A 22,137-nucleotide genomic window follows, 5' to 3' on the forward strand; every position below is an offset into this window, starting at 1 on the left:
ACTACGCTTAGTACATGCGAAATGGAGGCGAGTTTATGAGTGACATGTATAACAACCAGAGCCAAGGCGAATCATTCTATCAGTGGACTCCTTACGATGATGGAAGACAGCCTAAGAAGCCTAAAAAACAAAAGACATTATTGAGCAAAGTCGGACAGACTGCGTTAGTAGCACTTGTATTCGGGTTGATTGCAGGCATTACATTTGAGTCTGTTGTTACCGTTTCCCATAAGATGTTTGGCAGAGATGTGGATATAGAGCAGACACAGACTTCAGATGATGAATCCGGACCTGTTACAAGTACGGATACAACAGAAGGAGCCACAACTGTCAGCAATATAGATATTGCTACTGATGTTTCTGATATAACAGGCAATGTATTACCAGCAATTGTTCAGGTTACAAATGTAGGCCTAGTTGAGTACCAGACATTCTTTGGTACTTATCAGCAGGAGGTCAATCAGGCTGGTTCAGGAATAATCATTTCACAGGATGACAAGAACATCTATATCGCTACTAACAATCACGTAGTTTCAGGAGCTGAGACTCTTACTATTACATTCAGCGATGGCGAGGCAGTTGAGGGTACTATTAAGGGTACAGATTCTTCTTGTGATTTAGCAGTTGTTTCAGTTCCAGTTAAGAAGATTCCAGAAAAAACACTTTCAACTATCAAGATTGCCACATTAGGTGATTCAGACAAGGTAGATGTTGGAGAGTTTGCTATAGTAGTTGGTAATGCTATGGGATATGGCACATCAGTTACTACTGGTATTGTTTCGGCTAAGGATAGAGAGGTATCTGTTGAGGATGATGCCGGCAATGTAGTTAACAACAAGCTGATTCAGACAGATGCAGCAGTTAACCCTGGCAATTCAGGTGGTGCACTTCTTAATGCCAAGGGCGAGGTAATTGGTATCGTTTCAGTAAAGCTTGTCGATACTCGTACAGAGGGCATGGGTTATGCTATACCTATTTCATTTGCTTGGGATATTATTAAGCAGATGATAGATAATGACGAGGTTTCAGCACTTGATGCATCTTATCTTGGAATAGCAGGATATGATGTTACAGCCGAGGATGCTGAAAAGTATGATGTTCCTCTTGGAATATATGTAATGAAGGTTGCTAAAGATTCCGGCGCCGAGGCAGCAGGCATAGAGGAGAAGGATGTAATTACATCATTTAATGGACGTACAGTTACATCTTTCAGCACTTTGGATAACATAATGAAATACATACCTGCAGGCACTACTGTAGATGTAACAGTTGCAAAGGCATCTAACAACTACAAAGAAGAGACAGTTCAGGTTACTCTTACCCACAAGGCAGAGGACATGAGATAAAGCATCAGGCTACTGAGGATTCAGAAACTGATGCCTGGATTTAAATAATAAATATTATTGAGTGAAGCCAGTTGGCTTCACTCTTTTTTTAATTTAATGAGTATATGGGTTGACTAAGAGGTATTGGAGTAGTATATTACTACCATGAATAGACCGAATTTTTATTTGGTGCCGGAATAAATTGAACTGTAATTGTTGGGAGATAAAAGATGGTTGAATATGACAAAGAGAGCAGCAAAATTGTATTAATTATAATCTTAATTTTTATAGTAGTGTTTGTACTAAAGAGCTTTGATATGGAACTAGAGAATAAAAAGTCTATAGAAAATAATAAAACAGAAATAGCATATACAGAAGAAGAGTTCCAGAAGATAAGCGAAAAGAGTGAAAATGAGTTTACAGTTGAAGAATACAAAAAATATACTAATGCAGGAAGAGAGTATTACAGTTATAAGGAACTGGAACCAGAGGGTGTAATTGGTGTTGTGGTAGATGTTGTAGAAAAAAGAAACAATGCTGATTCTATAATTATTGCAGATGCTATGGATAGTCCAGTAGATCAGCAAATTAGAGTGTTCTGTTCTAAAGATTATAGTGTTGGAGACAAAGTGCTAGTGAAAGGAAGTTTTCGATTCGGTTCACCTAGGACGGAGTTAACAAAATATGAGATGTATGAGTATGATCGGTGGAGAGGGACTCCTTCTATTGAAATTATTGAAAATGATGAAGAAGAATTAGATTCAGTTCAAAGTGTTTCTGAAACAATCAAAAAGGCAAATGTTTATACAAGCACTTCGGTTAATACTGTATCAGGTACCATAATTGAATATCAGGGCAATTATTATCTGAGGGATGATAATGAACTTAGTGATGACCATATGATAGCAGTAAGTTTTGCTCCTGATCAGACATTTGAAGTATTAGATAAAGTTAAAGTGCGGGGATACTTTAATCCACTGGAAATCGGTTATTGTATGGATTTTTATAGAATTTATGCAAATGATTATATTGATTTGTCGGATGCAGAAATAATAGAAAGATATTAATAGTATGAATAAAAAAGAGAAAATAAAGAAAGCTATATTAATATTGGTAACATTGTTAATTCTTTTTCCAATAGTCTTTAATAAAAGATTTTGCAAATTAACAGTGGGCTTATCATTATATTTAAAGTATGGGGCGGTGGTCAAAGAAATAGAAATGTCTGACTGTTATGATTCTCAACTATATGATGAGATAAGATATTTTGAAGGTACAACTACGGAAGGAGTAGATTTTACTGGTAGATGCAATGTCGTAGGATTAATTGAAGAGGAAAGCTATTGCCATTGCTACTATAGCGAAGAAATCTTAGATAAAGTAGCTACGGTATTAGACAAAAATGGAATTACTGATTATTGGCTAATAGATGAAGCTAGTGAAATATACGATTTAGAATTAATTCCATCTAAAGCAAAAACCTATGAAGAATATAAGGCTGAAAATGATAGTATAGGTTATAATCCTCATAATTTATTTGTTCTTACAAAAAATGAGTATGAACAGGATACATATAAAAAGTTATTAAGTGAAATATATTCACAACTTGATGTAGAGTATTATTTGGAATTCGTAAAAGTTAACAATAAGCAATTTCAGGCCGCGGAAAATTACGGACATTATTTTACATTAGTGAAGGATAGATCATATGATATATCAGACGCATGTAAATATTTTATTGATAGTTGTGGAACTTGCGATTTTCTTTTAACAAGATGTACTCAAGAGAATGTAAGTTTGTCGAACGGATTCGGTTTCTACAAAACATATGATGCTGATGGCAATTTAATAGATTATGTTGAGTTTGATTGTTCAAATTGATTTATTTTATAAATATCCTCCTAGAAACAAAATAGGTATGGTACAATACCACTTATGAATAAGAAGAAAATTGTTATTAGAATTGTTATTGTCCTGTGGCTTTGTTTGATCTGGGGTCATAGCTTACAGCCGGCAGTGGTGTCGGAGCAGGAGAGTGGATATTTCCTGGATTTTTTAATTAAATATTTGCCTGCTATATTTGATAATGAGGCAGGGATGTTTATCCTGAGAAAATCGGCTCATTTCATGGAGTATTTTATTCTTGGATTTTTGCTTTGCGGTGAATTTATTTCATATTTACGAGGATTCATCCAGAGGCTTTCGGTCCCTGTTTTAGTGGGGCTATTTGTAGCATTTATAGATGAGACGATTCAGCTTTTTGTTGTGGGACGTTCAGGTGAAATCAGAGATATGTGGATTGATTTTGCTGGAGTGGCACTTGCCACACTTATTATGCTTGCAATCTCAGGAAATAGAAGAGGCTCTAGAAGATACTAGAATAAATATTTGCCGTTTTTATTTGGTAATTACATTTTTCTAGAGGGGCAAATATGGTAAACTATCTATATAAAAATATGGTCGGATAAGTAATGCACAAGAGCCCTAAGCACCAGCGGAATCGGTGAGAGCGAGGGCATTACATAAGGCAGCATAGGGAGGAAAGACATGAGCAAGAAGAGAATAGTTATTGCACTTGGACATGATGCACTTGGCACTACAGTTTTAGAGCAGTGGAACGCTACAAAGCGTACAGCTGTTGCAGTGGCAGAATTTATTAAGCAGGATTATCAGGTGGTTATCACTCACAGTAATGGACCACAGGTTGGCATGATTCACACAGCTCTTTCAGAGTTCTACCAGAATCATCCAGATTACACACCTACTCCTATGTCAGTTTGTTCTGCAATGAGCCAGGGTTACATCGGATATGATTTGCAGCAGGCTATTCGCTCAGAGCTAGTTGGTAGAGGCATTTACAAGCCAGTTTCTACAGTTCTTACTCAGGTGACAGTTGATCCTTATGATGAGGCCTTCTACAAGCCTACTAAAATAATTGGTCGTGTTATGACAGCTGAGGAGGCTGACGCTGAGGAGGCAAAGGGCAATCACACAGTTAAGGTAGAGGGAGGCTATCGCCGTATAGTAGCTGCTCCAAAGCCAATGGAGATTGTTGAGATTGATGCTATCAAGGCACTCTGTGATGCAGACCAGGTTGTCATCGCAGCAGGTGGTGGCGGTATCCCAGTTCTCTCACAGGACAACAAGCTTAAGGGTGCTTCTGCAGTAGTTGAAAAGGATACAGCAGCTGGACTTCTTGCATCAGAGCTTGATGCAGACATGCTTGTAATACTTACTTCTGTTTCAAAGGTTTGCAAGAACTTTGGCAAGGACAATGAGGAGCCTCTTGATTATATTTCTGTTTCAGAGGCTAAGAAGATGCTTGAGGCAGGAGAGTTTGGCGCTACAGATATGGCTCCAAAGATTCAGGCAGCTATCGAGTACATTGGAGATTCAGCAATCCGCAAGGTACTTATTACAAAGCTTTCTGACGCTGGCAATGCAGTTGGCGGTCAGACAGGTACAATGATTGGTAAATAATAAAATGGATATATGACAGCATCGTCAGATAATGGCGGTGCTGTTTTTTGTTTTTTACAGAGCTATAAATGAATTTATGGAGTTAGTTTATCCCACAAAAAATTAAAAATGTGAAACATTAGTTAGTTGCTTGCAACTGTAGTTAGAAGGTGGTATATTATATTTGCGTTAGAAGGAGCTAACACGAATTATATAAATGAAATCGAGGTTAGATAATGATGCCATTAGTTGTAGCACCAGCTGGTGAAGAACAATTGATTAAGAGAATCGGTGGTAGCGAAGTGGTTAAGCGCCATTTACAGGAGCTTGGATTTGTTCCGGGCAGCTATGTCACTGTGGTAAGTGAGATTGGAGGCAATCTCATTGTCAATGTAAAGGAATCTAGAGTGGCTGTAGATAAGCAGCTTGCTCAGAAGATAATGGTTTAAAAAGGAGAGAAAATTATGACACTGAAGGATGTTAAGACCGGTGACACCGCAAAAGTTGTAAAAGTTTGCGGCGAAGGCGCGGTAAAGCGCAGAATTATGGACATGGGAATCACAAAGGGCGTAGAAATTTTTGTTCGCAAGGTCGCACCACTTGGAGATCCTGTTGAGGTAACAGTTAGAGGTTACGAGCTCTCAGTACGTAAGGCTGACGCTGAGATGATTGAAGTAGAGTAGGAGGAAAGAAAAGTGGGAATAAGAATTGCGTTAGCAGGTAATCCAAACTGCGGTAAAACAACATTATTTAATGCCCTTACTGGATCAAACCAGTTTGTGGGTAACTGGCCAGGTGTTACTGTAGAGTACAAAGAGGGAAAATATAAGGGAGATAAGGAAGTTAAAATCGTTGACCTTCCAGGTATTTATTCTCTTTCTCCATACACTTTAGAGGAAGTTGTATCTAGAAATTATCTTATCGATGAGAAGCCTGAGGCAATCATCAATGTTATTGATGGTACAAACCTTGAGCGAAATCTCTATCTTACAACTCAGATTGTTGAGCTTGGTATTCCAGTAGTTATCGCTATCAACATGATGGATGTGGTTGAGAAAAATGGCGATAAAATTAATACAAAGAAGCTTTCAGAGGAGATTGGTGTTCCTGTAATCGAGATTTCTGCTCTTAAGAACAGAGGTCTTAAGGAAATCGTTGATGCAGCAGTTAAGGTAGCTAAGGAAGCTAAGCCACAGTCTCCAAAACATAGATTTAATGGTTCTGTTGAGCATGCATTTGCTCATATTGAGGAGCTTTGCTTACATGGCATCGAGGACGAGAATGTTCAGAGATGGTATTCAATTAAGTTATTTGAGAGAGACGAAAAGATTCAGGAGAAGCTTGGTCTTTCTTCAGATGTAATTGACCATATCGAAAAGGATATTGCTTCTTGCGAGAAGGAGCTTGATGATGATGCAGAGTCAATCATAACAGGTGAGAGATACAATTACATCGGCACAATTATCAATGACTGCGTTAAGAAGGCTGCAAAGGGTCTTACTATTTCAGACAAGATTGATAAGGTAGTTACAAACAGATGGCTTGCACTTCCAATATTTGCAGTAGTAATGTGGCTTGTATACTACATCTCAGTTACAACAGTTGGTACATGGGCTACTGACTGGGCAAATGATGGTGTGTTTGGCGATGGATGGCATTTATTTGCTATCGGCTCTAGCGATTACGCTGATGCAGCTGATGAGTTTACAGCAAATCAGCTTATTGTAGATGGATATGATTTATATGTAGAGGAAAATGGCTCAGAGCCTACTGGTGATTTTGAGTATCCAGTAGAGGATGAGGAGACAGCAGCTGTTGATTACGAGACAGCTAGCCTTGATGATTATGCAGCAGCAAAGGCATATGTTGAGTCAAATGAGGAGCCAGATCCAGCAAATTATGGTGTATGGATTCCAGGTGTTCCTGTATTTGTAGAGGCTGGTCTTGATGCTATAGGATGTAATGATGTGGTTAAGGGACTTATCCTTGACGGTATTGTAGCTGGTGTTGGTGCAGTTCTTGGATTCGTTCCACAGATGCTTGTACTTTTCATCTTCCTTGCATTCCTTGAGGCATGCGGTTACATGGCCAGAGTTGCATTCATCATGGACCGTATTTTCAGAAAGTTTGGTCTTTCAGGTAAGTCATTCATTCCAATGCTTATCGGTACAGGTTGTGGTGTCCCTGGTATCATGGCATCACGTACTATCGAAAACGATAGAGACCGTAAGATGACAATCATGACAACAACATTTATTCCATGTGGAGCTAAGCTTCCATTTATCGCAATGGTAGCTGGTGCTATCTTTGGTGGCGCTTCATGGGTTGCTCCATCAGCATACTTCCTTGGAATATTTGCAATTATCACTTCAGGAATCATGCTTAAGAAGACAAAGATGTTTGCTGGCGACCCAGCACCATTTGTTATGGAGCTTCCAGCTTACCACTGGCCAACACTTGGCAATGTTCTCCGTAGCATGTGGGAGCGTGGCTGGTCATTTATCAAAAAAGCTGGTACAATCATCTTACTTTCAACAATCGTAGTTTGGTTCTGTACATTCTTCGGTGTTGTTGATGGCGCATTCACAATGCTTGAGGAAGATCAGATTGATCACTCAATTCTTGCAGGACTTGGCAGATGCCTTGCATGGATTTTCATTCCACTTGGCTTTGGCGATTGGGAGGCAACAGTTGCTTCAATCACAGGTCTTGTTGCTAAGGAGAATATCGTAGGTACACTTGCTATTATCTACGGTGCAGCAGGCGATGTTTATGAGACAATGCGTGCAGCATTTACAGATGCTTCAGGTTTTGCATTCCTTGCATTCAACCTTCTTTGCGCTCCTTGCTTCGCAGCTATGGGTGCAATCAAGCGTGAGATGAACAATACTAAGTGGTTCTGGAGAGCTATCGGATATCAGTGTGGTTTCGCATGGGTAATTGGACTTATCGTATATCAGGTAGGTAAGGTATTCACAGGCGAGGGATTCACTGTGGGCACAATCTTTGGAATCGCAGCTATCTGTGTACTCCTTTATGGATTGTTCCGCAAAGATAAGTACAATAAATAATAAAATGATTACACTGATTACGATGACAAGCATTTATGTTCTCTGCTAGACTACATGTCTTGCTTGAGAATAAAATAGCTTGTTATCTACCAGTGATTATTAGCAGTACACGTCAGCTTGGCTGACGATTTGAGGTAATTAATATGGGTACAGTTATAGTAGTATTAATTTTAGCGTTGGTCGTTGGCGCGATTGTGCGTTCAATGGTTAAGGCTCACAAGCGTGGTGAACACCCAGCTTGCGGTGGTGACTGTGGTCATTGTGGCGGAAGTTGTGGGTGCCACTAAATTTAATATTAAAAATATAGTTCTTTTACCGATATAATATTTGTAGGATTATAACTTAGTAAAAGGATTTACGGGTATCAATGGATTGAAGTCTGTTGATACCCTTTTTTATTGGGATATAGCTCTGCTTGAGATGGTAAGCAACAATTGAAGACTCCTATATTTTTATTTAAGAAAATATTAATGAAAGGGCGTGGGATTAATGGATAAAGTGCTTTTAGGTGCAAGTATTAAAATGGAAAATTTCAATTTTGAAGTACCAAATGATAGCAAAAAAGATAGAGCTAGATTGGGAGAAGAAATAGCTTCTAAAATTAGAGAACAAGTCCGCGAGTCTAGCAATGATAAATCTCAGAATGACGAAAAAATGATGAGGAAAATCATGGCAAAACTTAAGAGTGGAAAGAAGCTTACCACCAAAGAGGAAAACTATCTAAAGCAGCATAACCCTGAGTTGTATTTGCAGTATCTTCGCATCAGACGCATGGCAGAAGCTTTGGAGAGCAGACTTAAAAATGCTGACTCAAAAGAAGAGGTAAATGACATTATTATGGAATCCTTGTCTGCAATTTCGGACAAGGACCCATACAAGGAATACATTATAGCTGCCCTTGATGAGGTGGCTAAGGAATTCAAAAATTCTGATGGATATGAGGCCCTGCCTGCCACATCGGAGGAGGCATCAGAGAAAGCGGGCTCTTCTGGTAAATCTGAGGGCAAGAATGACTCTTCAGATGATAAGAATTCCGAGGATGATTTTGATCCAATGAGCTGGTCTCCCCTCCAGGAAATAGTGGATTCTATGCCTACAATCGACTTCCCAGCATAGGAGAATGTAAAAGATAAACATTTGGCAGTTGCTACTACAATTTGGCGGCTGCCATTACTATTTGGGACAAGGTTTTGCATTGATGGTGATTATAATTTATCATAGTAAATAATTAAGATTGTCAGAGATAGTTAGGAGAAAAGGGGATTGAGCATGTCGAAAATAAAAGACAAAGAGCTGGATGAATTGTTGGCTGAATTGGATAAGGTAGGTGCTGATAAAGCTGAAGAGGAAGATACTAGACGATATATTAAAACTCTTAGAATATGGGAGCTGGCGGTATTGCTTGTTCTAGCGGTTTCGATTTTTACTTTAATAAAACCTGAATTTGTGATACCTAAGGGAGATATTATTCTGCCTGTTTTGGTGGCAGTTGTAATTATAGGATATATTTTCTTTTTGCAAAAAAGAAGAAAATATATTAGCACCATTTTACTTCAGGATTGCAATGTTGAAAAAATGCTTGGGGTTCAGAGAATATCTATTCTCAAATTCCGTAACAAAAGGGAAAGAGCTAGAAATTTCTACACCATGATTAAAACTCTAATCATGGGTGGCTATACTGATTTAGCTCAAAAATATATAGATAAAATGGCTGAGTATGCCGAGCCTCATTTGTCACGTATATACGGAGCGATTCTCAAGATGGAAGTATATTTAAAGCTTGAGGATTTTCGCGCCATGGGACGTGAGATGGCAGAGATGAAAAGGATAAATAAGGAGGAGAGAATTACTCCAGATATACTTCAAATATATCGCAGTGGCGCGGTAATCTATGAGCTTGCAAGCAAGTGGGATATGGAGGAGTATGAGGCTCTTTTAAAGATGCTTGAGAAGGTTGCAACTGCAGCAGAGGTGACAAATTTAGCAAGAGTGCGTGCTTCTTACTATGCATATAGAGTAGCCCAAAAGATGGGGGACAAGGAAAAGGAACAGACCTACAAAAATTATGTGGTTGAAAATGGTGGTACCACATTCTATAAAAAGGAGCTGGCATCTGCTAATTAATACTGTGGGACAACAATTAGAATCATGGGTATTAACAGCTTGGGCGTTTTTTGGTATCATGGGAATATGAGCGACAATATTAAGTTTTCCGTGATAATGCCTACGTACGGAGTGGGCGATTATATTGGTGATGCCTTAGGATGCTTGATGATGCAGACTTATGACAACTTTGAAGTTATTATTGTCGATGACTGCTCTCCAGACAAATCTGGAGATGTGGCTAGGAGCTTCCTGGAGCGTGATGATAGATTTTACTACTATCGACATGACCACAATATGGGTGTTTCTGCAGCCCGCAACACAGGTATTGAAAAGGCCACAGGCGACTACATTTTGTTCTTGGATCCAGATGATTTATATGAACGAAATTTGCTTAGAGTTTGTGCAGCCATGCTTCAGAGGAATCCTGTAGATTTGTTGGTGTACAGCTTTACTGAGGACTACCGCAATTCTGAGGGTCGAGTTGAGTACATGAAGGGGATTTCCCTTGAAAATATGGACTATGATGATGACACAGTCACCACCAACGACCCAGCACTTATTCACAAGATGGTTATGCAGATGGAAGAGATTACCATGCTTGGATATCCATGGAACAAGTGCTACAAGACCAGCGTGGTTAAGGAAAATAATGTCAGATTTCAGGACATTAAGCATGTAGAGGATATTCTTTTTAACTGTGATTTCCTTGATTATGTTAATAGTCTTACAGTCATAAATGATGTACTTTATCATTATAGAAATCAGGGCCAGCCACGTCTTACTGGTGGTGCTATTGATGACTATTTTGAATTACAAAAGATTAGGGTAAAGAGAATTTACGACCAGCAGCAAAAATGGAAGAGCTGCGATTTTGAGGTCCTTGGAATTCTTTCTAAGGAATATTTCAGAAGCTTTCAATCAGCTATGGTTCGCCAGCTAGAGGCAGGAGCAAAATGCGATGACATTCTAGCCTGGTGCAAGAAGCAGCAGGGCACAGAGGCATACAAGGAGCTTCGCAAATATTTACCTAATGATTCTAAAATCATTAAGTTTTTATATAAGCCACTTGCTGAGGGCATGTTTGGCACAGCTCTTACAAGAGCCAGACTTATGGGATATACCAAGCATCATTTCCCAGGACTCTTTAATAGAGCTAAGCAAATTAGATAAGATAGTTACGGCCACCCCAAGCGGGTGGCTTTGTTTACTAAAGTAGGGTCGAAATTTGATTTATGGTTTGGTTAGCTGTATAATCAACATAGGTTTTTTAAAGAGGAGGTTAAGGATGACAGATCAGGGGTTTTTAATTTTCTTTTTTGCACTTATTCTTTTGGTTGTTATAGTTGCTGTGATTGCAGTTGTTTCAGCGGTGTCTGGAGCGGCAGCGGCGATTACAGATGAAGAGGACGAAGAGGATTCGTAAGTAGAGGTTGTATTTGTAGGGCACCTGTTAGGTGCCCTATAGTTTTAATAGGAGTTAATATTGGATATAAAATTATTAATTGCGTTACACAAGCCTTATCAGGTACCGGAGGAGGGGATTTACATTCCACTTCAGATGGGAGCTGAAGGGAAAAAAGGAATCAGAGTAAAGGATTGTCCAGGAGCACATTTGCCAAAGGCACACAAGGAGACAGGGGCAATTTTACGAGATGATGACGGGGACAATATTTCCAAGAAGAATCCATATTATTGTGAGCTGACAGGTCTTTATTATGGATGGAAAAATGTGGAAGCAGATGCAATTGGACTGGTTCACTATCGCAGATATTTTTCTATGAAATCCCGCAACTATATTAAGAGTCACGGAGCTTTTCAGTCAGTGCTTACAGAGGATGAGGCTACTGCTCTTTTGACTAGGGCGGATATCGTGGTTCCTAAGAAACGTCGCTATTATATTGAGAGTTTGTACTCTCATTATGCACATACTTTAGATGGCAGTCATCTTGATTTGGCAAAGAAAATTGTGGGGGAAAAATACCCAGAGTATATGTCAGCATTAGCTAGAGTTTATGAGCGCTCATGGGGATATATGTTTAACATGGCTATTTTCCCTAAGGAATATTTGGATGAGTATTGCACTTGGCTTTTTGATATTTTAGGCGAGCTTGAAAAAGAAATCGATGTGGATGGACTTGATGCATTTTCTGCTAGATTATTTGGTCGAGTTAGCGAGATTCTTTTCAATGTTTGGATTCTAAAAAAACAGGGGGAGGGTCTTTCTGTTGTAGAATGCAACGTGATAGATATGGAGCCTATTAATTGGCCAAAGAAGATAATGGGATTTTTACAGGCTAAATTCTTTGGCAAAAAATATTCTAAGAGCATGTAGCACACTGATTGGCTATGAGCAATTGCCTGTTAGTAAGCTATTATTAGGTGAGAAATATTATGAAAATTTCTGTGGTTACTCCTTTTTATGAGGGGGATAGATACATGCAGGACTATGTGAGCTGCATGGAGAAAAATAGAGAGATGCTGGCACAGGCTGGCCATGAGCTGGAAGTGATTCTTGTAAATGATAGTCCATGGAAGACTCTTAAGGCGCCTGCTAATGGAGGTCAGTATTTTAGGGTTTTAACTAATAGTGAGAATAGGGGGATTCACTACAGTAGAGTCAGTGGACTTACTGAGGCTACTGGCGAGTATGTGATGTTTTTGGACCAGGATGATTTGCTAGCTGAGGACGGTTTGCTGAGACTGATGGAGGTGGCCCTTAAGAATCCTGCTGATATAATTATCGGAAATGCGAATTTAGGTCAGGCGGATGGCAGCAATTTAGTTTGGTATCGCACCGCTGACCATGTGAAGCTTATTTGGAATTTGCAGACATATCTCAATGTGGGGATTCAGATTATTTCCCCTGGTCAGTGTCTTATAAAAAGGGATGCAGTTCCTCAGTTTTGGAAGGAGCATTTTGTCAGGGTAAATGGGGCGGATGATTATTACTTATGGCTACTTATGATGGCTGCTGGCAAGACTCATAGTTTCTGTGGAGGCAGTCCAGTTTATAATCACAGATTTACTGGGGATAATATTTCAGCAGATACTACCGCCACTGACGATTCAGTGTATGATTTTTTGGAGCTGCTTTCAGAGTGTGATTATTTCAAGCAGGAGGATATTTTTAGACTCCATGAGATGATTACTTACAAGGCTCAGTTTAGAAAAAGCAACTTGTTTGGCAAGCTCACATGCACCATTGCTAACTTAGATATTTTTATTGCCAATTTGAAATTTAAAAAGGTAACAAAAACGGGGTACGGTTTTAACCGATAATTTTGGAGAATGTTTATGAAAAATATTGTTGTCTTATTGGCTACATATAATGGTAGTCAGTACTTGAGAGAGCAGTTGGATAGTATCTTTGCGCAGAGTTTTCAGGACTTTAGACTGGTGGTTCACGATGATGAATCAACTGATGATACCGCTGCAATTATTAACGAGTACTATGAGAAATATCCAGATAGGATAGAGATTATATATGGTAATCGCCTAGGTAGCGCAAAGGCCAATTTCATTTATCTATTAAATAAAAGTGAAGCTGACTATTATTTCTTGTGCGACCAGGACGACGTATGGCTTCCTGACAAAATGCAAAAGATGATGGATGCCATGATGGAGACTGTCTCTGGGAATGATACTGTTCCCGCCGCAGTTTTCACTGATATGTATGTGGTGGATGATAAATTATCTACCATGTCAGATTCGTTTATACGATATATAGGTCGCTCTCCAAAAAATATCGCATATACGCAGATTCTAATTGATAACCCAGCAGCAGGCACAGCTATGTGTATTAATAGGAGCCTTAGGGATATTGCTATTTCCAAGAAATCTATTAACTGGGAGTATGTGCCAATGCATGATGCATGGCTTTTGGAGCTGGCTGCTATTTTTGGAGAGATTAAATATATTGATGAACCACTTGTTTATTACAGGCAGACCGGATACAATACCATGGGTGCTGAAACTGAGACAACTATGGACAAAATCCGTCGCAACATGGAAGACACTAAGGGGCTCATTGAAAAAAAGAAGGCATTTATTAATGAGGCCAGGTCTTTTGCCAGAGAGGTACTTAAGCTTGAAAATATTCCAGAGGATAAGCTTAAGGTCCTTAGCGATTTTGTAAACATCAGTACAAGACCTAAGCTATTTAGAATTAAATTTTACAGAGAAAAGAATTTTACCAGAGCTCATCACAACATATGGATGAGACTTTGGGTATAGGAGTTTTATTACGTGGAAAAGTCGGCAGTATTTTTTGATATAGATGGTACACTTTGGAACTATGACAAATACATACCTGATAGCACTCGAGTGGCTATTAAAAAGCTTAGAGAAAATGGTCATTTAGCTTTTATATGTAGTGGTAGAGCCAGAGCTTTTATTCAGGACAAGGATTTACTTAGCCTTGGATTTGATGGCATCGTTTGTTCTTGCGGTTGCCACATTGAAATTGATGGCAAAATTATCTACGAAAAAATATTAGATAAGGGATTTGCCAAGGAAACAATCGAGCTAGTTCGTAAATACGGTATTCGTCCTATATTAGAGGGGCCTAAGAAAATCTATATGGACGATAGCGAGTTTGGATTTGATGATGGATTTGGCAATATTCTTCGCCGAGATGTAGGCGAGGATCTTGTGCCAATCGGTGGCGATTATTACGGCGATTGGGTAATCAATAAGATGTCTTGCGCTACAGATATTGAGGCTGACAAAAGAATTGAGTGTTTTGAGAAGTTATCTGAGCACTATTCAATTATTGAACATAACTCAGGCGTATGTGAGCTTGTGCCAGCAGGACACAGCAAGGCAACTGGAATGCTTAAGGCCTGTGAGCTAGTAGGTATTGACCCTAAGAATACATATGCAGTAGGCGACAGCGAAAATGATTTGGAGATGCTTCAGACAGCAGCAGTTGGTATTGCTATGGGCAACGGCACAGATAGAGCAAAAGCCGCAGCGGACTATGTCACTACGGCCTTTGATAAGGATGGCATTTACAATGCCCTTAAGCATTTTAATTTAATTTAGTTATCAGAACTAGAACTGTCCTCCCAGGTGGAGTCAGTTCTTTTTTCTTGCAATGAAAAATCCTCATTACAAGATTCATTTGAATTATCCTGACCAGCGGAAGAATCATTGCTGCCAGAGTTAATAGGTGTTTCAGATTCGGAAGTATCTTCTTTGTTAGAATCATCTGAATCTTTTGAGTCACTAATTACAGTTACTTGGCAGGATACAGTTTCAACATCTTTTTTACTAATGCTTTCTATCTTTACTTTGTTATCCGCATATACGTATGCTCTGATTTCAAAACTATTGTCTATGTTATTAGATAGCTGATCTACAGAAGAAATAATTTTCTTAACTTCTGGTGAGATATTATCTAAGTCAACAGCTAGAGGCTCCCCTTTTTTGACACTGAAACTAGCCGATAGTTCCATCACTTCCAATTCTCCTGTAGGGCACAAATTTTCAATGACGTAGTATTCTTGATTATAGATGATATCTATGTGGCAGATATCGGTGCAGCTTTCTTCGGTAACCTCTAATAGAGAATCGCTAGTATCTAAAGCGTCGTTCTCAGTTTCTACCTCAGAGTCATCAGAATCTAAATCCTCGTTCTTGGTTTCTGTCTCAGAGTCATCAGAACCTAAATCCTCATTTTCAGTTTCAGCGGCAGAATCACTAGATTCAAAATCCTCATTTTCAGTTTCTGTTTCAGATGCGTCAGAGCTTAAACCCTTTTCATCAGAATCTAAGCTGTCTTCATGATTGTCATCACAACTGGTGGAGCATATATTATTATCTATAGTTTCTTCAGCGGCAACTACTGTGGTTGATAATGAATATCCAAAAATTGCAGCACATATTATGGCTATCCCAATTTCTCTTTTTTTCATGTGAAAATCTCCTCTATAATTTGAAAATATCAATTGGTTTTCTTTAATATTTTATGGTTATATAGTTGAAATTGATGGTGGAAGTGATTTTTGCGCTTTCACCAATTTCCAAACCAGTGAAGTGTTCTTGCTCGGAGTACATATTGATTACAACGTAGGCACCTTCTAACTGTGAGTCAGAACAGTCACTTAAATCAAAGGTATATTTGGTCTCGGTCTGGTAGAGGGTCATAAGAGTAATGGTTTTTATTACTCCCCCTTTTTTGTTGTATATAGTAAATGTATTTTTGGAACCCGAAGCGGAAATCGTAATGGATTTTGCGCCAGGTTTGATGTAGCCGGAAGCTAGAGAACAGGTGCCTGAAACAGAGGTGTGAAGGGTAAAACCTTCGCCTGTATAGGTCCTTGATTCTGTTTGGATATCATGGGTTTTGCCTGAGATTGCAGCCTTGTCACTGGCACGGTATGTGTATGTCCCAGTGGTTTTTCCTACGCGAGTGCTTCTAGGGGCAACAGGAGTATGGGCAAAATCAGCAGTGTAGATATAGGCTGAATTATCTTCAGTTTTTGTGATAGATGAATCTACGAAGGTTTTTCTATCTCCACATCCACGGCAAATTCCCTCGGCCGTACATGATTTATGATTGGCGTCAAAATGATAAGAATACTGATAATCATGACCATTTACTTCACATTGATTTAAAACGACGTAGGTCCAATTTACGCTAGTATCTTCCTGATGAGCCCAGCATGAGCCCATTCCGATAATTTGATCGTTGATTTGAAAATAAGATTCTACGTAAACAGAAATAGAGGTGGACCATATATATTTTGCATCTAGGGTGATAGTTGGAGAAACACTGTAATTATCAAGATTTTCAGAAATAACTGTTCCTGTAGATGTATCTACAATTTGCCATTTATAACCTCTGGCTCTTGAGGAAAAGCTGATAGATTCTACGCCTACGGGCTTTTGAATTGTGAAAGAACCGGTGGCTCTGTGACCAGGGCAGTAGAATCCGGATTTATTTGGATCCCACACTGACCTGTTGCATCCAGACATCATAGCAGAGCCACAGACTAAAGTTTCCGTTTGACCTTGTTTTGCTATGGCATCTGCCACGGCACTGGAAGGACCGCTTGAAGAATGTTTTGCGTAGTATCGAATGAGCCATTCTTTTTTTAGAATTGCAGCAGTTGAATCACCATCTACAAAAGTTCTGATACGACTCCAAATACCGTCCCCTGAAAAACAAATGTTATATGCAAACCAATCATAGTCTCCATCACCGAGACTATTTCCGCTGTAATCGCAATCTCCATCTCCGCCGAAGATTCCGTTCAGATTTACTTCGGTGTAAACATCAGATGTGCGGATGTCTCCAGTCTTTTTATTTGCAGAAAATATATTATTAAATAATTCGCCTATACGAATCTGATTATTGCTATTTGCGTAGCTGAAAAATTCTTGTCCTTTTGTGGAATTGAATCCCTCATTTGAAATAGTCATTAAGTAATATAGGGCTTCATTGTTATTTTTTGCAGCTATTGCGCTAGCACCTCGGGCTTCATAGTCAGGAACAAGATAAGGTAAATAGGTTTTGCACCAGTTCTTTTGTGTGGTGCTAATTTCGTTCCATTTGAAAGAAAGAATTGCTAGTACTTTTAAATCCCAATAATCTTTTTTCGTAAATCCGTATTCGAAAATATTATTGGATTTCTTATAGCCACCTCCCAACATGTAGCCATTTTTTGTTAAGTCAATGATTCCATCACAGAAAACAGGATGGTTCTTATAGCTATTGCAATAACCTTCAAATACAACTGGGGTTGTATTTATCCAATTGGAAATAAAATCGGAATTTGAGGTGATAGTACTATAAAGAAATGGATCAAAGCTGGAATTGTATGTTACTTGAGTGTTTTTAGAAGAAAGGGTGATTCCTGTTGAGCTGGTGTAGTCGCTGTAGTAGGTGCTGGCCCAGTTGGGAGTGCTTGTCTCTTCTTTAAACAATCTAAACCATTGAGATTGAATGATGGTGTCTTTGTTTCCGGCATTGCTGGTGACATATTTTACTAAATCACTTCTAAAGGGGATGAAAATCTTTTGCCCCTGGGGTTCTTCTGCTGAAGAAATGATTCCGGTGTTTATAAATGTTCCTGCTATGATAGTGCCAGATAGCAGGATATTAATTGCGGTTTTTAGAAATTTTTTCATAACTCTATCCTCTGTTAAAATGGCTTGAATTGACCGTTTACATAATATCCATATGCACCTGTTTGGGAGTTGTAGCCAAATTCAAATGTCTTGTTTTTATCGTGAAGTAAATTGTTGATTGCATCGATTTGGGCCTGAAAATCATTTCCCTGATTACTGATAGTTTGATTTACAGTGTTTATCTCATTTGAAAAATATGCATTAGAATCATTAATTTGATTAGTGAGATTCTGATTTGAGTCGTTAATTTGGTTAGTGAGATTCTGATTTGAGTTGTTAATTTGGTTAGTGAGATTCTGATTTGAGTCGTTAATTTGGTTAGTGAGATTTTGGTTTGAGTCATTAATTTGATTTGTCAGATTCTGGTTTGTATCATTGATTTGATTGGTCAGATTTTCATTAGTTTCATTAATTTGATTTGTAAGATATTGATTTTGCTCAGCTAAACTATCTGAAAGTTCCTTGTACATTCTTTCCATTTCTTCAAAAGCTGTACGCTGCAAATTACTAATGATTTCATCCAAATCAGATAACTTCCAGCCAACAGTGTTTTCCGGTGAAGATGAATTGTTATCGATAGTTGATATGTAAAGGCGCTCGTTGAAAATTACATAATCGCCAGCATTATAAATATTTCCTTCCACATAATCTTTTGCACCAAGAGAATTTTCGTAAGTACGTCGAAGTTCATTAATCATTGAGTTCAAATTGGAATGGTTTTCAGCCATTCGATTGTCGGCGTAGTTTTGAAGCTTTTCTATCTGTTCATTTAATTCCTTATAATGGAATTCATCAATATTCGTATTTACGGATATCTCATTTAGAAGTAATTCTTTCAACTGAGAAATATATTCTTTGTTCTCGGAATATTTATTTTCGATTAGATTGGAAATGTTTTTGATGTCATTAGAATTTTTATTAACATCTTCATAAATGGTTGTGCTTAGAAGATACTCTTCCATTATCTTATTAAGAGCCTCTTGCTGCTGGTCTGTAAATCCATTGCTTGATTCCAAATATTCCGCCAACATTTTTAAAATATTTTCCCTAGCTTTATCCTGATTAATATTGCCATCTCCATATTTACTTATGGCATCCAAATAGGAATTTGTAATGTAGTCTTGGATTTCTTCGATGGTCAGCTCCGAGGCTGTGACGGTATTCATTTTGCTGATATGTTTGATTCCGTCAATGACGAAGTGTCCAACAGTAACTAAAAGAATTAACGCTAGCGTTGAAATAAACACTGCGACTTTATTTAATGTTCCGTCTGGATAGCGATAAGTATCCATTATGTCTTGAAAAAGGGTATAGTCTTCCCTTGTTGATTTTTTTGATTTTCTCATAAACTCTTTCTCCTTAATAAAAATATAGCTGATAGTTACATAGTTTAGGGGCTTGTATTTCGCCTAAATTGTGAGATAGTCCTCCTTTCTTTTTGGTTAAAAAAACTGATTAAAAATAAAACCTAAACTGGGTAATTTGGCTGACACGCCAATGAATGTGTCAAATCAACACGAGCGATACTTTATCACAGATTTTAAATGATTACAAGTAAATTTTTTTTTGTTATCACTAAAAGATGTGTAATGAAACTGGGCTATCCCTGTATTTTTCGAGGGAAAATGGCCGTTAAAAAATTCTGAATTGATAAGGAATAGTAGATTATAAAGGATAAATATGTATTTGTGCGTAAAAATACACAGGTGAGTAAGTTGCAAAAAAGACTTTCTTTTTATGTAATAATTGTGTAATATATTCGAGAGAAAAGTGAAACACTTTTTCTCGAGACAACTTTGTTAGCAACATAAAAGCATTTAATAATAGTGTTTTTTATGTTTGCAAATACATTAGCGTCTAAGACTCAGATGACTACATTTGATTTGACTTGAATACAGTAAATGTATTGCGGGATGCTATCCAACTGCGGTGGAGTGCTATTTTTAGGAGAGAATCTTAGACGCGGGAGTAACTATTTTTTTAAGGAAGAATGAGGTGTTTATGAAAAACAAGAAACTATGGTTAAGCGTTCCTAGCGTAGCTATGGCTGTAACGGTGGCACTTAGCCAGCCAATGACGTCTTTCGCTATGGAAGAGGCAGAAACTCAGGAAGTAACTGAGACTCATGAAGTATCTGAGGAAAGTGCTAGTGCAGTTGTAATAGTAGTTCAGGGAACTGATTCTACTAATGCAGAAGATGAGACAGAAGATGAAGAAGCGGCAGAATCTGATCAGGTGTATGAAGATACAGACGTGGAGGATACAGATGACACAGATGTAGATGACACAGATGTAGATGACACAGATGTAGATGACACAGATGATACAGACGTAGACGACACAGACGTGGACGATACAGATGATACAGATACTGACGACACAGACGATACGGACATAGACGATACAGATGTGGATGATACACAGGATGAGGAACCTGCACCTGGATATCCAGATGGCCCTGATAATACTGTGGCAGATGATATTGTAGATGCTGAAAAGTATGGCGAAGAGGGTTATGATTCTAATCTTTGCTGGGCAGCATCAGCAGCAGATGTACTGTGGCAGGCAGGCTACCCACAGAATGCTATTAACCCATTAACTAATGAGGTGTTCCAGAGTGAGGATGAGGTTTTCGATTACTTTAGAGCATGTTTTACAGATGAGGGTTCAAATCAGGTTGGAGCGCTCAGCTATTTTATCGATGGTTACTATCCATATGATGGAATGGAAGGATTCAGTCAGTTAAAGGTAGATGCTCCACAGGGAGGACTTGTTCCAGAAATTAATAGTGACGATGTAACAGTATATTTATCTGATAGTGGTGATTTAAGTACAAATATATTTGCTGATTATGAAACATTATTAGCTGAGTACGGTGGAGCAGCATCCCTTGGAGTATCTTTCTGGGATCAATCAGAAGAAAAGTATTTAAATGGTCATGCTATTACATTAGTATCTCTTGAGAAGGATGAAGTGGGAAATTATGTAGGTATTTGGTTTGTAGATTCGGATAATGATAAACTTGTTGAGTGGGAAGAGTTATCAGATGAAGAAAAGGCACAGATTGCAGCAACTGCACCAAATAGTTGTCAGTATTATACATTGTCAGCAAAAGATATTGATAATGGTTTGTATTGGGTAATTGATGATTATTCTGGTTATGAAACTGTTATTAATTCGCTGGTATATTTAGCACAGTATAACCCAGAGTTATTCGCTCAAATTTATGATGAGGTAATTGGTGGTGGTTCTGGTTCAGGTGCTCCATCTAATTCAATTACTGAGGAAGCATTTGCGGCTATCAGAAATATGATGGTTGATGCTGGATGGGCTATCTATTCACCATCTAACACAATCTATGATGCAACTAAGGACACAGGTTACAGCGTATTTGTTGCTGGTCCAACTTCAGAGTTATTAAATGTTTACGTTGATGGTCAGCGTTTAAGTGCTGGCGCCGGCGAATTTAAGGTATACATGAGTCCAAGCGGTGTATTCTCACTTACAATTGATACAGCAATTATGAGATCATTAGCATCAGGTGAGCACACACTTACATTAGACATGAACTCAGGCGAAGATATTGTAACAACAATAAATGTACAGTAATAAAATACTCGAAAAAGGATAGGGGGAAGCGACTAACGTTTTATATGTCCTTTTCGAGATAAAGCACTCAGATAGCAAAATTAAGGCAGTATCGCAAATGCGGTACTGCCTTATTACCCTATTACCAAGCCTTGACAGAATGAGGAATTTTTTCTATTATTAGTTAAGTTTAAATGCATAGATGAAGAGGAGTACGCAGAGCTCGTTCTGTAGAGAGGACCGCTCACCGGCTGAAAGGTGGTCTAGAATAGAATTGCGGAAGGTAGCTTCGGAGCAGGTGGTGAACAAAGCGCCTTTGAGCGGACAAGCCAACCCGAGTCGTTCCCGTAAGGAATAAGATGAGTGATAAATGCAGGTGGTAACGCGTCAAACAACGCCCTGTGTACAGCAATTTGCCGTACACAGGGCGTTCTTAATGTGGTGGCTAAATACGC

At 38.6% G+C, this 22,137-nt stretch carries 21 protein-coding genes; 18 read left to right on the forward strand and 3 right to left on the reverse strand.

Going from position 1 to position 22,137, the window contains the following annotated elements; genetic code table 11:
- Positions 1-35: 35 nt before the first annotated feature.
- From F0Q01_RS11110 to F0Q01_RS11185, 17 genes are all read left to right on the forward strand, one after another.
- A complete protein-coding gene (locus tag F0Q01_RS11110; RefSeq protein WP_163927239.1) occupies positions 36-1,346 on the forward strand; it encodes a S1C family serine protease in 1,311 nt (436 codons plus the stop codon).
- A gap of 209 nt (positions 1,347-1,555) precedes the next feature.
- Positions 1,556-2,392: a hypothetical protein gene (locus F0Q01_RS11115; RefSeq protein WP_090488945.1), complete on the forward strand. Its 837-nt coding sequence runs from the start codon at positions 1,556-1,558 to the stop codon at positions 2,390-2,392.
- Positions 2,393-2,396: 4 nt separating this feature from the next.
- Complete coding sequence (locus tag F0Q01_RS11120) at positions 2,397-3,206, forward strand: hypothetical protein (protein ID WP_090488947.1); 810 nt, start codon at positions 2,397-2,399, stop codon at positions 3,204-3,206.
- Positions 3,207-3,260: 54 nt separating this feature from the next.
- Positions 3,261-3,704: a VanZ family protein gene (locus F0Q01_RS11125; RefSeq protein WP_090488949.1), complete on the forward strand. Its 444-nt coding sequence runs from the start codon at positions 3,261-3,263 to the stop codon at positions 3,702-3,704.
- A gap of 168 nt (positions 3,705-3,872) precedes the next feature.
- Entirely contained in the window at positions 3,873-4,805 is a 933-nt protein-coding gene (arcC, locus tag F0Q01_RS11130) for a carbamate kinase (RefSeq protein WP_090151304.1), read from the forward strand.
- 218 nt (positions 4,806-5,023) lie between these two features.
- Positions 5,024-5,233, forward strand: a complete 210-nt coding sequence (locus F0Q01_RS11135) for a FeoA family protein (protein ID WP_334292332.1) — start codon at positions 5,024-5,026, stop codon at positions 5,231-5,233.
- Between the two features lie 12 nt (positions 5,234-5,245).
- Entirely contained in the window at positions 5,246-5,467 is a 222-nt protein-coding gene (locus F0Q01_RS11140) for a FeoA family protein (RefSeq protein WP_090151320.1), read from the forward strand.
- A gap of 12 nt (positions 5,468-5,479) precedes the next feature.
- Complete coding sequence (gene feoB / locus F0Q01_RS11145) at positions 5,480-7,855, forward strand: ferrous iron transporter B (protein WP_090488951.1); 2,376 nt, start codon at positions 5,480-5,482, stop codon at positions 7,853-7,855.
- 143 nt (positions 7,856-7,998) lie between these two features.
- Entirely contained in the window at positions 7,999-8,142 is a 144-nt protein-coding gene (locus tag F0Q01_RS11150) for a FeoB-associated Cys-rich membrane protein (protein WP_090151326.1), read from the forward strand.
- 202 nt (positions 8,143-8,344) lie between these two features.
- The gene (locus F0Q01_RS11155) at positions 8,345-8,971 is read left to right on the forward strand and encodes a hypothetical protein (protein WP_090488953.1); all 627 of its coding nucleotides are present in this window, start codon (positions 8,345-8,347) and stop codon (positions 8,969-8,971) included.
- A 153-nt stretch (positions 8,972-9,124) separates the two neighbouring features.
- Positions 9,125-9,979, forward strand: a complete 855-nt coding sequence (locus tag F0Q01_RS11160) for a hypothetical protein (protein ID WP_090488955.1) — start codon at positions 9,125-9,127, stop codon at positions 9,977-9,979.
- Positions 9,980-10,045: 66 nt separating this feature from the next.
- A complete protein-coding gene (locus F0Q01_RS11165; RefSeq protein ID WP_163927241.1) occupies positions 10,046-11,131 on the forward strand; it encodes a glycosyltransferase family 2 protein in 1,086 nt (361 codons plus the stop codon).
- Positions 11,132-11,246: 115 nt separating this feature from the next.
- A complete protein-coding gene (locus tag F0Q01_RS13785) occupies positions 11,247-11,384 on the forward strand; it encodes a hypothetical protein (RefSeq protein WP_176753672.1) in 138 nt (45 codons plus the stop codon).
- A 60-nt stretch (positions 11,385-11,444) separates the two neighbouring features.
- Positions 11,445-12,293, forward strand: coding sequence for a DUF4422 domain-containing protein (locus tag F0Q01_RS11170; RefSeq protein ID WP_205467985.1), 849 nt, complete (start codon positions 11,445-11,447; stop codon positions 12,291-12,293).
- 59 nt (positions 12,294-12,352) lie between these two features.
- The gene (locus F0Q01_RS11175; protein ID WP_090488961.1) at positions 12,353-13,240 is read left to right on the forward strand and encodes a glycosyltransferase family 2 protein; all 888 of its coding nucleotides are present in this window, start codon (positions 12,353-12,355) and stop codon (positions 13,238-13,240) included.
- A 15-nt stretch (positions 13,241-13,255) separates the two neighbouring features.
- The gene (locus F0Q01_RS11180) at positions 13,256-14,194 is read left to right on the forward strand and encodes a glycosyltransferase family 2 protein (protein WP_163927243.1); all 939 of its coding nucleotides are present in this window, start codon (positions 13,256-13,258) and stop codon (positions 14,192-14,194) included.
- 12 nt (positions 14,195-14,206) lie between these two features.
- A complete protein-coding gene (locus F0Q01_RS11185) occupies positions 14,207-15,004 on the forward strand; it encodes a Cof-type HAD-IIB family hydrolase (RefSeq protein ID WP_090488965.1) in 798 nt (265 codons plus the stop codon).
- Here F0Q01_RS11185 and F0Q01_RS11190 read toward each other — a convergent pair.
- Genes F0Q01_RS11190 through F0Q01_RS11200 form a run of 3 tightly spaced genes read right to left on the reverse strand, consistent with a single transcriptional unit; the run spans position 15,001 to position 19,386 of the window.
- Complete coding sequence (locus F0Q01_RS11190) at positions 15,001-15,876, reverse strand: hypothetical protein (protein ID WP_090488967.1); 876 nt, start codon at positions 15,874-15,876, stop codon at positions 15,001-15,003. The two genes, F0Q01_RS11185 and F0Q01_RS11190, sit on opposite strands and share 4 nt — an antisense overlap.
- A 43-nt stretch (positions 15,877-15,919) precedes the next feature.
- Positions 15,920-18,094: a hypothetical protein gene (locus F0Q01_RS11195; protein ID WP_090488969.1), complete on the reverse strand. Its 2,175-nt coding sequence runs from the start codon at positions 18,092-18,094 to the stop codon at positions 15,920-15,922.
- A 14-nt stretch (positions 18,095-18,108) separates the two neighbouring features.
- Positions 18,109-19,386 (reverse strand): hypothetical protein, encoded by a 1,278-nt coding sequence (locus F0Q01_RS11200; RefSeq protein WP_143096663.1) that lies wholly within the window; start codon positions 19,384-19,386, stop codon positions 18,109-18,111.
- 709 nt (positions 19,387-20,095) lie between these two features.
- Between F0Q01_RS11200 and F0Q01_RS11205 the strand changes: the two genes are divergently transcribed.
- Positions 20,096-21,703 carry a hypothetical protein gene (locus F0Q01_RS11205; protein ID WP_090488971.1) on the forward strand — a complete coding sequence of 536 codons (1,608 nt, stop codon included), beginning with the start codon at positions 20,096-20,098 and terminating at the stop codon, positions 21,701-21,703.
- Positions 21,704-22,137: the final 434 nt, after the last annotated feature.

Origin of the sequence: Pseudobutyrivibrio xylanivorans, from assembly GCF_010906925.1 — a bacterium.
Lineage (GTDB): Bacteria > Bacillota > Clostridia > Lachnospirales > Lachnospiraceae > Pseudobutyrivibrio.